At 65.5% G+C, this 13,768-nt stretch carries 17 protein-coding genes; 15 read left to right on the top strand and 2 right to left on the bottom strand.

Annotated elements, in window-relative coordinates; all coding sequences use genetic code 11:
• Positions 1-7: 7 nt before the first annotated feature.
• From AC5Y2L_RS26910 to AC5Y2L_RS26855, 12 genes are all read left to right on the top strand, one after another.
• Complete coding sequence (locus AC5Y2L_RS26910; protein WP_499945331.1) at positions 8-415, top strand: hypothetical protein; 408 nt, start codon at positions 8-10, stop codon at positions 413-415.
• Positions 416-436: 21 nt separating this feature from the next.
• Complete coding sequence (locus AC5Y2L_RS26905; RefSeq protein WP_499945330.1) at positions 437-631, top strand: hypothetical protein; 195 nt, start codon at positions 437-439, stop codon at positions 629-631.
• A gap of 69 nt (positions 632-700) precedes the next feature.
• Entirely contained in the window at positions 701-823 is a 123-nt protein-coding gene (locus tag AC5Y2L_RS26900) for a hypothetical protein (RefSeq protein ID WP_499945328.1), read from the top strand.
• Positions 824-1,109: 286 nt separating this feature from the next.
• Positions 1,110-1,616 (top strand): hypothetical protein, encoded by a 507-nt coding sequence (locus tag AC5Y2L_RS26895; RefSeq protein ID WP_499945326.1) that lies wholly within the window; start codon positions 1,110-1,112, stop codon positions 1,614-1,616.
• Positions 1,613-2,017 carry a hypothetical protein gene (locus AC5Y2L_RS26890; protein ID WP_499945324.1) on the top strand — a complete coding sequence of 135 codons (405 nt, stop codon included), beginning with the start codon at positions 1,613-1,615 and terminating at the stop codon, positions 2,015-2,017. Before AC5Y2L_RS26895 ends, AC5Y2L_RS26890 begins: the two co-directional genes overlap by 4 nt.
• Positions 2,017-3,348 (top strand): glycoside hydrolase family 19 protein, encoded by a 1,332-nt coding sequence (locus AC5Y2L_RS26885; protein ID WP_499945322.1) that lies wholly within the window; start codon positions 2,017-2,019, stop codon positions 3,346-3,348. Before AC5Y2L_RS26890 ends, AC5Y2L_RS26885 begins: the two co-directional genes overlap by 1 nt.
• On the top strand, positions 3,345-4,559 hold the full coding sequence (locus tag AC5Y2L_RS26880; protein ID WP_499945319.1) for a peptidoglycan-binding protein: 1,215 nt from the start codon (positions 3,345-3,347) through the stop codon (positions 4,557-4,559). The genes AC5Y2L_RS26885 and AC5Y2L_RS26880 overlap by 4 nt, the downstream gene beginning before the upstream one ends.
• Positions 4,560-4,580: 21 nt before the next feature.
• Entirely contained in the window at positions 4,581-4,964 is a 384-nt protein-coding gene (locus AC5Y2L_RS26875; RefSeq protein WP_499945317.1) for a hypothetical protein, read from the top strand.
• A complete protein-coding gene (locus AC5Y2L_RS26870) occupies positions 4,957-5,367 on the top strand; it encodes a hypothetical protein (RefSeq protein ID WP_499945315.1) in 411 nt (136 codons plus the stop codon). Before AC5Y2L_RS26875 ends, AC5Y2L_RS26870 begins: the two co-directional genes overlap by 8 nt.
• Positions 5,367-5,861, top strand: coding sequence for a hypothetical protein (locus AC5Y2L_RS26865; protein ID WP_499945313.1), 495 nt, complete (start codon positions 5,367-5,369; stop codon positions 5,859-5,861). The genes AC5Y2L_RS26870 and AC5Y2L_RS26865 overlap by 1 nt, the downstream gene beginning before the upstream one ends.
• Positions 5,862-5,874: 13 nt before the next feature.
• Positions 5,875-6,558: a hypothetical protein gene (locus AC5Y2L_RS26860; protein ID WP_499945312.1), complete on the top strand. Its 684-nt coding sequence runs from the start codon at positions 5,875-5,877 to the stop codon at positions 6,556-6,558.
• Positions 6,555-6,776, top strand: a complete 222-nt coding sequence (locus AC5Y2L_RS26855) for a hypothetical protein (RefSeq protein WP_499945310.1) — start codon at positions 6,555-6,557, stop codon at positions 6,774-6,776. Before AC5Y2L_RS26860 ends, AC5Y2L_RS26855 begins: the two co-directional genes overlap by 4 nt.
• Before the next feature lie 605 nt (positions 6,777-7,381).
• Here the strand turns inward: AC5Y2L_RS26855 and AC5Y2L_RS26850 are convergent.
• Both AC5Y2L_RS26850 and AC5Y2L_RS26845 read right to left on the bottom strand, forming a co-directional pair.
• Positions 7,382-8,212: an Rv2253/PknI dimerization domain-containing protein gene (locus AC5Y2L_RS26850; protein WP_499945308.1), complete on the bottom strand. Its 831-nt coding sequence runs from the start codon at positions 8,210-8,212 to the stop codon at positions 7,382-7,384.
• A 26-nt stretch (positions 8,213-8,238) separates the two neighbouring features.
• A complete protein-coding gene (locus AC5Y2L_RS26845; RefSeq protein WP_499945306.1) occupies positions 8,239-8,928 on the bottom strand; it encodes a tyrosine-type recombinase/integrase in 690 nt (229 codons plus the stop codon).
• 366 nt (positions 8,929-9,294) lie between these two features.
• Here AC5Y2L_RS26845 and AC5Y2L_RS26840 point away from each other — a divergent pair, with 366 nt between their 5' ends.
• From AC5Y2L_RS26840 to AC5Y2L_RS26830, 3 genes are read left to right on the top strand one after another with little or no spacing between them, the layout of a single operon-like run.
• Positions 9,295-10,977 (top strand): acyclic terpene utilization AtuA family protein, encoded by a 1,683-nt coding sequence (locus AC5Y2L_RS26840; RefSeq protein ID WP_499938089.1) that lies wholly within the window; start codon positions 9,295-9,297, stop codon positions 10,975-10,977.
• Entirely contained in the window at positions 10,974-12,122 is a 1,149-nt protein-coding gene (locus AC5Y2L_RS26835; protein WP_499937927.1) for an acyl-CoA dehydrogenase family protein, read from the top strand. Before AC5Y2L_RS26840 ends, AC5Y2L_RS26835 begins: the two co-directional genes overlap by 4 nt.
• A gap of 49 nt (positions 12,123-12,171) precedes the next feature.
• Positions 12,172-13,767, top strand: a complete 1,596-nt coding sequence (locus AC5Y2L_RS26830; protein WP_499937925.1) for an acyl-CoA carboxylase subunit beta — start codon at positions 12,172-12,174, stop codon at positions 13,765-13,767.
• The last annotated feature ends 1 nt before the right edge of the window (position 13,768 follow it).

Genomic DNA, 13,768 nt, shown 5'->3' with positions numbered 1-13,768 from the left:
GTCAACAATGGCAAACGCACTGTACGGAAAAGCCCGCGAGAAATTCCTCACGGGCGCAATCAACTGGACCGGCGACACCATCAAAGCGGTACTCGTCGACGTCGCCGACTACACGGTGGCGATCGACACGCACGAATTCCTGTCGGATATCGCCTCGGCCGGGCGGGTCGCCACCTCGGCGGCGCTGACCGGTAAAACCGCCACCCTCGGCGTCGCCGACGCCGCCGATTTCTCATTCACCGCGGTCACCGGAGACCCGTCCGAGGCGATCGTGTTCTACAAAGACACCGGCTCGGCCGCGACCTCGCCGCTCATCAGCTACCACGACACCGCAACCGGGTTGCCGGTCACCCCGAACGGCGGCGACATCAATATCGTGATCGACAACGGCTCAAACAAACTGTTCAAACTCTAAGTGAGAGAGGGTATTTCACCAATGATTACCGAGGTTGACATCGAGGAACGTAAGGCCGCTGGCCGGGCCGCCGCTTTGCAGGACATCGAGACCGCCGGCGGCGACGTCGAACCTAAGCCGTTCGGGCAGACCTCACCGGAAAATTACCCGTTCACGTACTGGTTCGTGGTCGGCTACAACGAGGCAGTCGACGAAAAGGCCGCCACCAAAACCTAGCCAGATGCCCGAGCACCTGATCCGCCGCTGTCTGCGGCGGCACGGCCACGCCTGCCACCACCCGCGGCCATGATCGCCGACCTGGTAACCGCATTCGCCGTCGTCGCGATCGCCTCAGCGTTGGGAGGCGCGATCCTCGAATACCTGTTCCACGCATGGCATTACCCGCACCGCAAGAAGGGCCACCGCTGAACTGTGGCCGCACATGGCGAGCCAGACCTGCCGCCTGAGGCCCGCTGCCCGATCTGCGGATGCCCCCTAGCCGACCACGTCGTGCTTCGCTACGCGGTGCGCGCGTGGATCCTGCACCGAATCCTGAGGTGGTTATAGATTGCCTGCTCTTGGCCGGTTAGTCGAGCATGATCCGCGGTCGCGGAACTTCCCGGCTCGCAAAGCTGTTGCGCCGCGGTCGGTGCTGTGGAGCCATCATGCGCCGGTGTTGGACCAGGGCTCGCTCTCGTCTTGTACTGGTAATGCGTTGGCGCAGCTGTTGAATACCGCGTTCTTCGCCCGCTCGCGCCCGAAGCGCCGCTACCTCGACGAGCAAGCGGCCATCGACTTGTATTCGGTGGCAACGGGATTGGACAACATCGACGGCACGTACCCGCCAGTCGACACAGGATCAACCGGGCTGGGTGTGTGCAAAGCCGGTGTGCGGCTGGGCTATTTGACCGCCTACACCCACAGTTTCGGGTTCGACCACTTCTGCCAAACCCTGCAAACGCAACCCGTCATCGTCGGAACTGACTGGCACGACGCGATGTTCGCACCTGACCAGTTCGGGTTCGTCGACCCCGACGGCGACCTCGCCGGCGGCCACGAATACCTCGCACTCGGAATCAACTACCAACAGAAGACGCTCACGTTCCTCAACTCGTGGTCATCCTCCTGGGGGATACGGGGGCGCTTCCGCATGACGTTCGATTCCTTCCGACAGCTCCTCGCCAACCAGGGCGACGTTACCGCACCGATAGGACAACCATGACCATCTGGGACAGTCTCGGCAAAGCCGTCGGCGACCACCTCGACATCACCGGGATCGCGAACAAACTGTTCGACAAGGTCACCCCGTGGGCCGAGAAGCAAGTCGAGGAGAAGGTGTGGCCATGGGCACAAGCCAAGCTGGATGAGATGGTCGACAAGTACACCCCGATCATCATCGAGAAACTGCTGGCCATGCTGCCGACGATTGTGGCGTCGGCGTCGAAGGTGGCTGTGGAGAAGGCTTTTGAGGGGTTGCCGAGTCTGCCGAATATCAAGCTGCCTGAGGTGGGTGAGCTGGCCGGTGAGGTGATCGACAAGGTCATTGATGCGGACCCGGACATTCCCGGCCTATCCGAGATCGTCGATATCAGTGAGCTTTTCAAGAAGTGGCGGCAGCACTGATGGCCACGGAAGACGGCTGGGAGCCGTCGCCGCGTATCGAGCCGGATTCGCCGCTGCTGGTGTGGAAGCAGGTTCCTGGCACCGACGTCACTCTGCAGGTCCGTAACGATGATGCGGGTCGGCTGATGTTGGCGTATGCCGCCGACTACCACGCCTATGTGGAGCCGCTGCGCGACGCAGACTCGGCGTGCTATACGCCGACGAATTCGGTGTCGACGTCGAACCATTTGAACGCGACGGCGATGGACCTGAACTGGGACACTCACCCGTTCCAGGTGCGCGGCACGTTCCACGACGCCCAGATGCGCGAACTACGGGCACTGCTGGCGTTCTACAACCCCTGGATGTTCTGGGCTGGTGATTGGGACGACCCCATCGACGAGATGCACCACCAGCTTGGTTACGGCACCTACCCGCTGGCGCAGGCAGGGGAGCTGTCACGGTGGCTGGCCGCGCACGTGCGCGCCGACGGCTTCTCGACGTACCGTCGCGGCGGCGGGACACCACAGCCCGCGCCCACACCTGCCCCGGCGCCCGCCGACACCCCGGCCACCGTGCTCTACGACGCCGTGCCCGTCATCGACGAAGACCGAGCCGCCGAACTCCTGCCCGCAATCCAAGCGGGGTTGGTCGCGGCGCAGTGCACGAACGTCAACCGCATAGCGATGTTCCTCGCCCAGACCGGCCACGAGTCGGATGGCTACGCCACGACCGAGGAATACGCCGACGGCGACGAAAGTCAGGACCGCTGGAAGTACAAGGGCCGCACCTGGATTCAGATCACCTGGCAGTCCAACTATGCGGCGTTCGGCAAGTGGGCCGCCGCCCAAGGGTTGATCAGCGACCCGAACTATTTCGTCGCCAACCCCAAAGCGCTGGCGGATCTGAAGTGGGCCGGCATCGGCGCCGCCTGGTATTGGGTCGTGGCCCGGCCGACGATCAACGCCCTGTGCGATCAGGGCGACATCGTTGGCGTCACGCAGTTGATCAACGGCGGCCAGAACGGCATCGCTGACCGGCGGGCCCGCTGGGATCAGGCCCGAGCGCTGGGCGACCGGCTACTCGCGCTGCTGCCCACCACCGACACCGACACCGATCAGGAGGACATCACCTTGCCCGACACGATCACTCGCGCGCAGTGGGACGAACTCGTCGCCGACGTGAAAGAGATCCGCGCACAACTGTCCGGGGACTGGCCGCAGAACGGCAACGACCCCACCGAGGCGGCCAAACTCGACCAACGCAAAGCGGCGGGTCAGCTGCGCACGCCGAACGACATTCTGTGCTGGCTGCGAAACCACGTCTCCACGCACAAGGCGCCGACGCCATGAGCCTCAAGCTCGGCGACAAGGGTGATGTGGTCGCTAAGTGGCGGCACGTCATGGCGGCCATGTTCCCCGCCTACGCGCGCACACTCGGCCCGCTGGCCCCGGGCAGCGAGTTCGGGCCGCGCGCCGAATCGTGGCAGAAAGAGTACGAGCGGCGCACCGGCCAGGAGCAGGACGGCGTCGTCTCGGACAAGGATCTGGCCGACCTGAAAATCGTGCTGCCGCACCGCCCGATCTGGTGCTACACCGCGCCCGGTAGTGGTGTGCCGTGGTGGGTGGGGCCGCCGTTCGATTTGGGTGAGCTGTGCAAGCATTGGCTGAACCTGAACCATCAGCCGGTCGGGTATCCGATCGGCGGCTACATGGGCCTGATGGGTGGCGACCCCGACCTGTCCTACCTCGACGTCATCACCGCCCTGGACACCGAATTGGAGCGGCTGCTCGATCAGCAGAACCCCGACATCAACAACCCTGACGTCGAGTTCTGGTTCTTCGGATACAGCCAATCTGCCGACGGCATGAAGCAGGCGGTGAACCGGCTGTTCGGCGACGGCGACGGGCCACTGACCCACGCTGGCGTTAAGGGGCAGCCCGGCAAGTACCGGCAGCTGCGGCCACGCATCAACGGCCTCGTCTTGTTCGGCGACCCCGGCCGCCGGCCCGGCCCGACACGGGTCGGCAATAACCCGCCCGGCTCCGGTATCTCCCGCGATACCTACCCGGCGTGGCTCGAGGCTCTGGTGTGGGACGTCACCAACCAGAGCCCGACACCGGACTTCTACGCGTGCGCCGACGACGAGATCCGGCCGCTGTTCTACGACTGGTTCATCCGCGCCGAAACCGAGCTGCCGTTCGTCATCTACTGCGCCCAGATCATCATCCCTGCACTGTTGAACCTGGTGGCACCGTTCCTCGGCGGTGACATCGGGAGCCGACTCGCCGTGCCCTTGCTGGCAAGCGCGACGGGCGCGCCCGGCAACCTGATCGGCTCCCTGATCGGCGGCATGTTGGGCACCCGCGAGCAGCCCGACCCCAAGCTGATCGAGTTCCTGTCGATCAAAGGCGTGCTGACCAACCTGCCCGCCCTGATCCACCTGCTCGGCCAGATCAACGGTGTTGCGGTGCACGGCGACTACTACGCGCCCAAACCCGAGTTCGGGGGCCGCTCCGGTTTGCAGGTCGGCTACGACATCGTGGCGGGCTTCCGCCGCTAGAGAGAAAGGGCCACAACCGCCATGGCTAGCGAATTCCTGACCATCAGTTTCTGGGAGGCCACCCTCACGCGGGTCGTCAACTACGCCGCCGCGTGCGCGTTGTCTGCGTGGGGTTTGGGTGCGGCGGGCAGCGCGACGGGCGGTGGGTTGTCGATTCCGGGGTGGGGGGTGGCGGTCGGCGCCGGCAACGGCGCCCTGCTCGGTCTGCTGCTCGCGTTGGCCGGGAGTCAGATTCCGGCGTCGGCGTCGAAGTTGGCTGTCACGCTGCCGGCACCCGGTGACGTCTTGCAGGTGCGCACCGCACCCAAGGCCGCCCGTAGACCGCGTAAGCGGCCGTCGGCGGCGGCCCCGCACCCGGAGGCGGCGATCCAGGCCGCCGCGCACGAGCCGCGCCACGATGATTAGCAACGGGTCGCCGTCACGCTGGCAGGCGTTTCTGCAAAACGGGGGCTTCGCCACCGTCGCGTGGCTCCTGGTCTTCTTCACCTACATCGGCTTTCACATCGCCAAGATCAACGATGAGCACAGCGATGACCTGTTCAAGACCATCCTGGTCGCGTTCACCGGGTTGTGGGTCAGCAACCTCGGCGTCTCGGTATCGAAGAGACGTGTCGAGAACACCGTGCGGGTTGAGCAGAAAGCCGACCATGCGGTAGCGGTCGCGGAGGTCGCCAAGGGCGTCGCGGAGGTCGCCAAAGATGTTGTGGAGACGGCCACCGGCGGCCTGCCGGTGCTCATCGAGGACGCCAGTGGTGAGCTGCGGCCGCAGCATCCGCCGCGGATCGCCCGCCCCGAAGGCGGTGAGTGATGCACGAGCAGTGGTATGACCTGTTCGACATCGGCCGCATGATCTACTTCCTGGCCGGCATGGCCGCCGGTGCCGCCTGGCACTACTTCAAGCTCAAGAAGCAGGGTATCGAGCTGGAGTTGGCGCCGCTGGGCATCATCGCCGGCGTAGCCGTCATGGTCTTTTTCGCCGTGCAGCAAGTCGGACTGTCATCCGAAATGAAACGCTGCCAAGCCGAATTCAACCAAGTCCTGCAAGACCGCGCCAAGTTGATCGACGAAACCGACACCCTGTCCGGGCGGATGATCGAAGCCAATTCCCAGTGGATACAGCGGCTGATCAACCCGCCGCCCAATATTGCGGCGCTGCCGACCAGTGACCCGGTGTACCGCGCGTGGGTGCAGGGCACGCTGCAGGACTACTCGAATCAGATGACCGCCATCAACGATGAGCGGCTGAAAGCCCTCGATGAGCGCAAACAGAAAGCGTACCCAGCCCCAACTTGCGGCAGATGAAAGGAATGCCAACGTGAAACGTCGTCTAATTGTGTTGGCAGCCTTGCTATTAGCTGCCGCGGCGTCGTTCGCCCTGTACACCCCGGCCACTGCGAGAGCCGACTACTTCAACTACCCGTGCCAGCCCCCGGGTGTCGGCACCGGCGTCGACGTCAACATCATCGTCGATGCCAGCGGCCAATTCTGCGACGGCCCCACCGAAATCAACCTCTCCCACTACCACTGCGAATCCGGCGGCGTCAACATCAACATCGGCGCCATCGGGCTCGCCCCGGCTGGGCCGTTCTCGGTCGGCGGGTTCGGCGGCCAGGGCGTCGGCGCCAGCGGGCAGGGCTGCTCGTGGCGCTGTCCGGACAACACGGTTGCGCCGCAACCCAACCCCCCCGGCGTGTACCAGCACTCCTACATCGACGTGACGGCGGTGATCAAACGGGGCAAAGCGTTCTGCGTCCGGGAGGGGCATTTGACGCCGGCGGGGCCGACGAGCGCGCTCGTGGACCCGGATGAGGGGTTCCCGGATAATCCGAGCGCGCCGTGGCAACAGCCCGGCGTGGGTGTGCAGATGCCGCCGCTACCTAGGCCGGGGCCGCAAGACTTGCCGCCGCCACCGAAACCGGAGGAGCCGCTGCCGCCACCGCCGCAACTGCCGCCGCCCCTGCCGGCCGGGCTGCCGGGACTGCCGCCGCCGCTGCCGTGATCGACTGGCACGCCCAAAGCGAAGCCGCCATCCTGTGGCTGATCATCGGGTTCATCCTCACCCAATGCCTGGTCGTGTTGATCGTGTCGTTCCTGCCCGAGCGTTGGCAAAACCCCGACTGGCTCAACCCCACCTACTGGCGGGCCGTGAGCCCCCGTAAATGGGTCCAGGTGCAGTGGTGGTGGCTGAAGAGCAAGGTCCGCGCGCGCAGACGGTGATCGCGGCCCTCCGGTCGGTGCTGGGCCGGTTCAGCAGCGCAGCCACCCAGCACCACAATCTCACCCTTTTGTGGAGGCGAACGATGAGTGTGTGCGTGTGCGGGCACACCGCCAACGACCACGACTACGTCCAAATGTCGAAACAGTTGCCGCCCCGCCCGCCGCTTTACCCGCTGCCCGCCGGGCTCAACAGCATCGCCATGACCCATCCGCGCGCATCGTATGCCCGCGACGAATGCCAACCGGTGCGGCTGCTGCGAATACCTCCCCGACCATGCGGCGGCCGGCTGACACCACGTTGATCGTCACGGGCTATGCGGCGATGATCGCCACCATCGTCCTCGGCTTGGCCGTGGCCTGGTTCTACGTCGGCTGAAACACAAACCGCCCCTCCATGATCCGGAGGGGCGGCTTTTGTCGTTGGCCGAGTATGCGTGATTACGTCAAGCTATATGAACTCGGTGACATCCGCGGTCGCAGTGGCTTGCGGCTCGTGCCCAATTCTTCGCGCCAGTTCCCCGGCCGGGAGCATCCACCCGGCTTGCCAACCAACCCGCTGATGAACCATCGCCGAGAATACTTCCGACTTTGCCGGGGGCTTAGACTCATTGGAATACTCCGGGTGGTGCATCACCGATACGTACAGCGGTCAAAGGCACCTCAAGCTTGAGGCTGCTACCCGGCCTGGTTCCGCACTCGTTCGTCATGACCAATCCGTGGTAAGTGCCCCGGAATGAACCGTCCGGCATAGGTGACAGAGTTGTCCAAATCTCCATTGTGTCGGCTCCGCTGGTGGTGTCGCATTTCAGTGAGACGTTGTGGCCCCCGTGAATCCCACCTTCTGCCGACTCCCAGTCGGTGCCGTACCAGCGGAGTGGTCGGTTGATCTTGTGGCCGGACTCGTCCAACTTTGCGGTCTGGTGAGTTACGTCATCCAGCATTACCGAGTGCGCTATGCATCCAGCGGGTCCGCAGTCCGTCCTGAACGCAACCCAGCTACTCCGGACGGGGGTGCGGGAGTCAGAACCAATCTCCCTGGTACCGTCGCGGTTGTAGGTGATCGCCTCTGGATTGTTTACGTCGACCCGGTAGGTGCCGTTGAGGTGCCATGCTGGCGGCTTCTCAGCGGGTGCCGGTACTGGTTTCGCGGCAGTAGACGAAGCCGGTGCGGCGGTGGGCTCGTGATACCGTCCGGCCCACGCGATGCCGCCAGCAACCACGGCCGCCGCGGCCACGATCACAGCGCCGATCACGACGACTCGACGCCAAGAGGCCGTGTGATGATCCTCCGGATCATCCAGCTCCACGACGGGGTGGTCGATAGACCACGCCAGCTCGACCTGCTCGGTTGCCGGGGCGCCGGGCACGCCGACCGTCTCGTCGTCGGCCCCGCCGACCATCGTTTCGTCGTCCGAACGGGCATCCTCGCCGCCCATGACGGTCCAGCGTAGCGACGCAATGCTCATTGCCGCAGTGGTTTCGTGTCAAACCGGTGGGCCGCCGCTTCAGCCACCGACCGAACATCCCGCCCTGACACCGCGGTATATCGCTGCGTGGTGGCGACCGAGGCGTGACCTAGGGCTTCTTGCAGCGCGCGAATGTCTTTGGTGCCAGCATATCCGCGGGTGGCGTAACGGTGCCGCAGCTTGTGCATGGTCCAGCCGTCGGGCATTAGTTGGCTGATCACTGTGCCGACCCAGCCGGGACTGATGTGGCCATCAATCTGGCCGGGAAACAGGTACCCGTGTGTGGTGCAGTAGTTGCGGATTTCGGCGGCCAGATCGGGCATGATCGGGACGACGCGCTGCCGTCCGCCTTTGCCGTGTACCAGAAGCGCCCACCCGTCGCCGTCGTGCATCAGGTCACCGGAGTGGCACACAGCGACCTCGGCGCGCCGCATTCCGGCCTCGGCCGCCAGCCGCGCCATCAGTCGTTCCCGCGGCGGCGCGGCGGCTAGCAGCTCGAGCCACACTTCGTCAGGCGCGGGCCGAGGCCGCGGAGTCACCGGCGCCACCGCGGGCAGCAACAGCGCCGGATTGGCATCGGCGATTCCATTGGTGATGGCCCAGTCGTAGAACGAGATGAGCGAGGCTCGGACGCCTTTGCGGTGCTCACGGGACCACTGTCGCTCCGAACACAGCCGGACAAGCATGTTGAGGGTTACCTCGCCTGGGTGGCGGGTACCTGATCGTCTGGCGACAGATCGGACGTGATCGCGGCGTAGCTTGATGGTGCCGTCGCGCTTCCCGGCAACACGAAGCCATGTGGTCCATCCGGACACCGCATCTTCCCAGGGTCGAGGTAGTGCGGGCGCCCGGGTACCCACAGCAAAATTATTGCGGGTTACTTGTGCATATGTCGCATAACGGAGATTTTGGTGGTTGTGGGTTAGCTGGCGAGTGCCGGTGTTCATGCTGCTGAGGGCATCTCGCTAGACTCACCTACCGGTTGGTTGGTTTGTTTCCCGCCGCCGCTGGTCCCAATGAAGGGAGGACGCGTGGCCCCATCGTCTGGTGCCGTGCGAATCGGGAACTGCTCGGGCTTCTACGGCGACCGGCTGTCGGCGATGCACGAGATGCTCACCGGGGGCGAACTGGACTACGTCACCGGCGATTATCTGGCCGAGCTGACGATGCTGATCCTCGGTCGCGACCGGATGAAGCACCCCGATCGCGGCTACGCCAAGACCTTCCTGACCCAGCTCGAAGAGTGCCTTGGCGTAGCGGTTGACCGCGGAGTGCGCATCGTCGCCAACGCCGGCGGACTGAACCCGGCCGGACTTGCCGAGGCCGTGCGCGCGCTGGCGCAACGGCTGGGCATCCCGGCTCGGGTAGCCCACGTCGAGGGCGACGACCTGCTGCCCAGGGCGGCCGAACTGGGACTCGGCACGCCCTTGACCGCCAATGCCTACCTGGGCGGGTGGGGGATCGCCGACTGCCTCAACGCCGGAGCCGACGTCGTCGTCACCGGCCGGGTCACCGACGCCTCGGTGATCGTCGGGTCCGCAGCCGCGCACTTCGGTTGGGGCCGCACCGACTACAACCAGCTGGCCGGCGCCGTGGTCGCCGGCCACATCATCGAATGTGGGGCGCAAGCGACCGGCGGCAACTTTTCCTTTTTCACCGAAATCCCTGACCTGATCCACCCGGGGTTCCCGCTGGCCGAGGTCTACCCGGACGGTTCGTCGGTGATCACCAAAAATCCCGGCACCGGTGGCGCGGTCACCGTCGACACCGTCACCGCCCAGCTGCTCTACGAGATCACCGGCGCCCGCTACGCCAACCCCGACGTGACGGCTCGGATGGACAGCATCGAGTTGTCCGATGCCGGCCCCGACCGGGTGCGGGTCAGCGGGGTGGTCGGCGAGCCGCCGCCGCCGACGCTCAAGGTGTCGCTGAACAGCATCGGCGGATTTCGCAACTCCATGACCTTCGTGCTCACCGGCCTGGACATCGAAGCCAAGGCCGACTTGGTACGACGGCAGCTGGAATCCAGTCTGACCGTCAAGCCCGCCGAGCTGCAGTGGACCCTGGCGCGTACCGACCACCCCGATGCCGACACCGAAGAAGCCGCCAGCGCGTTGTTGAGCTGTGTGGCCCGCGACCCGGACCCCGCCAACGTGGGGCGCCAATTCTCCTCCGCGGCAGTCGAATTGGCGTTGGCCAGTTATCCAGGGTTCACCTCCACCGCGCCGCCTGGTGACGGGCAGGTGTACGGCGTCTTCCGGCCCGGCTACGTCGATGCCGCCCAGGTGTCGCACGTCGCGGTACACGCCGACGGCACTCGCATCGAAATTCCCTGCGCGTCAGAGACTTTGGAGCTGGCACCCGCCGATCCCCCGCCGTTGCCGGACCCGCTGCCGGACGGTCCGACCCGGCGCGCGCCGCTCGGCCTGATCGCCGGTGCACGCAGCGGCGACAAGGGCGGGTCGGCCAACGTCGGCGTATGGGTACGCTCCGACGCGCAGTGGCGCTGGCTGGCCAACACGCTGAGTGTCGAACTGCTCAAGCAACTGCTGCCCGAGACGGCCGATCTGCAGGTCACCCGTCACCTGCTGCCCAAGCTGCGGGCAATGAACTTCGTCATCGAGGGAATACTCGGTGAGGGCGTCGCATACCAGGCGCGATTCGACCCACAAGCCAAGGGGCTGGGCGAATGGCTGCGCAGCCGCCACGTCGACATACCGGAGAGGCTGCTGTGAGCATCTGGACCACACCGGAGCGCGAGCAATTGCGAAAGACCGTGCGCTCGTTCGCCGAACGGGAAATCTTGCCCAACATCGACGAGTGGGAACGCACCGGCAACCTGCCGCGCGAGTTGCACCGGCGCGCCGGGGCGGCCGGCCTGCTGGGCGCCAACTTCCCGGAAGCCGTCGGCGGCGGCGGCGGAGACGGTGCCGATGCCGTAGTGATCTGTGAGGAGATGCACCAGTCCGGCGCGCCCGGAGGGGTGTTCGCGTCGTTGTTCACCTGCGGCATCGCGGTGCCGCACATGATCGCTTCCGGCGACCAGCGACAGATCGACACCTATGTGCGCCCGACGCTGGCCGGCGAGAAGATCGGCGCCCTGGCCATCACCGAACCCGGCGGCGGTTCGGACGTCGGGCACCTGCGGACCACCGCCGTGCGCGACGGCGACCATTACATCGTCAACGGGGCCAAGACCTACATCACATCTGGTGTCCGCGCCGACTACGTGGTGACCGCGGTGCGCACGGGTGGCCCTGGCGCAGCCGGGGTGTCGCTGCTGGTGGTCGACAAGGGCACGCCGGGCTTTGAAGTAACCCGCAAGCTGGACAAGATGGGTTGGCGGTCGTCGGACACCGCCGAACTGTCCTACACCGATGTCCGGGTGCCCGCGGAAAACATTGTCGGCGACGAGAACTCGGGATTTGCTCAGATCGCCCAGGCCTTCGTCTCGGAGCGCATCGGGCTTGCCGCCCAAGCCTATTCGAGCGCACAGCGCTGCCTGGACATCACCGCGCAGTGGTGCCGCGACCGGGAGACGTTCGGCCGGCCGCTGATTTCGCGACAGGCCGTGCAGAACACGCTCGCCGAGATGGCCCGCCGCATCGATGTGGCACGCGTCTACTCCCGCAGTGTGGTGGAGCGTCAGCTGGCGGGCGAAACCAACTTGATCCCGCAGGTGTGCTTCGCCAAGAACACGGCCGTCGAAGCCGGCGAATGGGTGGCCAACCAAGCGGTCCAGCTGTTCGGCGGCATGGGCTACATGGCCGAATCGGAAGTCGAACGTCAATATCGGGACATGCGAATCCTGGGCATCGGCGGCGGCACCACCGAGATCCTGACCGCGCTGGCCGCCAAACTTCTGGGATACCAATCGTGATTTCACCGCCTCCTCCTCATCTCTTCGTTCTGCATCGTCGGCGGTGGTCATGACCGTCCTGCAGTCGACGCTGGACCCGAACGCCGACGGCTTCGCCCAAGCCGCTGCGGCGGCGACCGCACGCCTCGACGAGATCGACGCCGAGCTGGCCAAAGCGCTGGGCGGCGGCGGGCCCAAGTACGTCGAGCGCCATCATGCTCGCGGCAAGATGACTGCCCGGGAACGCATCGAGCTGCTCGTCGACCCGGATTCGCCATTCCTGGAGCTGAGCCCGCTGGCGGCCTACGGCAGCGCGTTCACCGTCGGTGCCAGCCTGGTCACCGGGATCGGCGCGGTGTCCGGCGTGGAATGCATGATCGTCGCAAACGATCCCACCGTCAAAGGCGGCACCAGCAACCCGTGGACCCTGCGAAAGATACTGCGCGCCAAGCAAATCGCAATGCAGAATCGGTTGCCGGTGATCTCGCTGGTGGAATCCGGCGGCGCCGACCTGCCCACCCAGAAGGAAATTTTCGTCCCCGGCGGTCAGATGTTCCGCGACCTCACCCGGCTGTCGGCCGCGGGCATCCCCACCATCGCGCTGGTGTTCGGCAACTCCACGGCCGGCGGAGCCTACGTGCCGGGCATGTCGGACCACGTCGTGATGATCAAGGAACGCTCCAAGGTGTTCCTGGCCGGTCCACCGCTGGTGAAGATGGCCACCGGTGAAGAGTCCGACGACGAATCACTGGGTGGTGCCGAAATGCACGCCCGCATATCGGGTTTGGCCGACTACTTCGCCGTCGACGAATTGGACGCCTTACGGATCGGCCGTCGCATCGTGGCCCGGCTGAACTGGCGGAAGCAGGGACCTGCGCCCAAGCCGGTGACCGAGCCGCTGTTCGACGCCGAGGAGCTGATCGGCATCGTCCCGGCCGACCTGCGCATCCCGTTCGACCCGCGGGAGGTGATCGCCCGCATTGTCGACGGCTCCGAATTCGACGAATTCAAGCCGATGTACGGGTCCTCACTGGTGACCGGATGGGCCCAGCTGCACGGCTATCCGGTCGGCATCCTGGCCAACGCGCGTGGCGTGCTGTTCAGCGAAGAGTCGCAGAAGGCAACCCAATTCATCCAGCTGGCCAACCGCTTCGACACACCACTGTTGTTCCTGCATAACACCACCGGCTACATGGTGGGTAAGGATTACGAGGAAGGCGGGATGATCAAGCACGGCTCGATGATGATCAACGCGGTGTCGAATTCGACCGTCCCGCACATCTCCCTGATCATCGGCGCGTCCTACGGGGCCGGCCACTACGGCATGTGCGGGCGCGCCTACGAGCCGCGGTTCCTGTTCGCCTGGCCGAGCGCCAAATCCGCGGTGATGGGCGGCGCGCAGCTCTCCGGGGTGCTGTCGATCGTGGCCCGGGCGGCCGCCGAGGCTCGCGGCCAACAGGTCGACGAGGCGGCGGACGCTGCGATGCGTGCCGCGGTAGAGGGCCAGATCGAAGCCGAGTCGCTGCCGATGGTGCTGTCCGGGATGCTTTACGACGACGGGGTGATCGACCCGCGCGACACCCGCATCGTGTTGGGAATGTGCTTGTCCGCCATCGCGAATGGCCCGATCAAGGGGACGTCGAACTTCGGCGTCTTCCGGATGTGAG

This window comes from Mycobacterium sp. NGS66 (assembly GCF_059812225.1).
Note: the sequence above shows the minus strand (reverse complement) of the source record. Positions and strands in the feature narration are given on the sequence as shown.

Coding starts and splice junctions, on each gene's coding strand:
- AC5Y2L_RS26830 (WP_499937925.1), top strand. CDS start 12,172: ATGACCGTCCTGCAGTCGACGCTGGACCCGAACGCCGACGGCTTCGCC.
- AC5Y2L_RS26845 (WP_499945306.1), bottom strand. CDS start 8,928: ATGCTTGTCCGGCTGTGTTCGGAGCGACAGTGGTCCCGTGAGCACCGC.
- AC5Y2L_RS26910 (WP_499945331.1), top strand. CDS start 8: ATGGCAAACGCACTGTACGGAAAAGCCCGCGAGAAATTCCTCACGGGC.
- AC5Y2L_RS26875 (WP_499945317.1), top strand. CDS start 4,581: ATGGCTAGCGAATTCCTGACCATCAGTTTCTGGGAGGCCACCCTCACG.
- AC5Y2L_RS26865 (WP_499945313.1), top strand. CDS start 5,367: ATGCACGAGCAGTGGTATGACCTGTTCGACATCGGCCGCATGATCTAC.
- AC5Y2L_RS26870 (WP_499945315.1), top strand. CDS start 4,957: ATGATTAGCAACGGGTCGCCGTCACGCTGGCAGGCGTTTCTGCAAAAC.
- AC5Y2L_RS26885 (WP_499945322.1), top strand. CDS start 2,017: ATGGCCACGGAAGACGGCTGGGAGCCGTCGCCGCGTATCGAGCCGGAT.
- AC5Y2L_RS26900 (WP_499945328.1), top strand. CDS start 701: ATGATCGCCGACCTGGTAACCGCATTCGCCGTCGTCGCGATCGCCTCA.
- AC5Y2L_RS26890 (WP_499945324.1), top strand. CDS start 1,613: ATGACCATCTGGGACAGTCTCGGCAAAGCCGTCGGCGACCACCTCGAC.
- AC5Y2L_RS26880 (WP_499945319.1), top strand. CDS start 3,345: ATGAGCCTCAAGCTCGGCGACAAGGGTGATGTGGTCGCTAAGTGGCGG.
- AC5Y2L_RS26850 (WP_499945308.1), bottom strand. CDS start 8,212: ATGGGCGGCGAGGATGCCCGTTCGGACGACGAAACGATGGTCGGCGGG.
- AC5Y2L_RS26905 (WP_499945330.1), top strand. CDS start 437: ATGATTACCGAGGTTGACATCGAGGAACGTAAGGCCGCTGGCCGGGCC.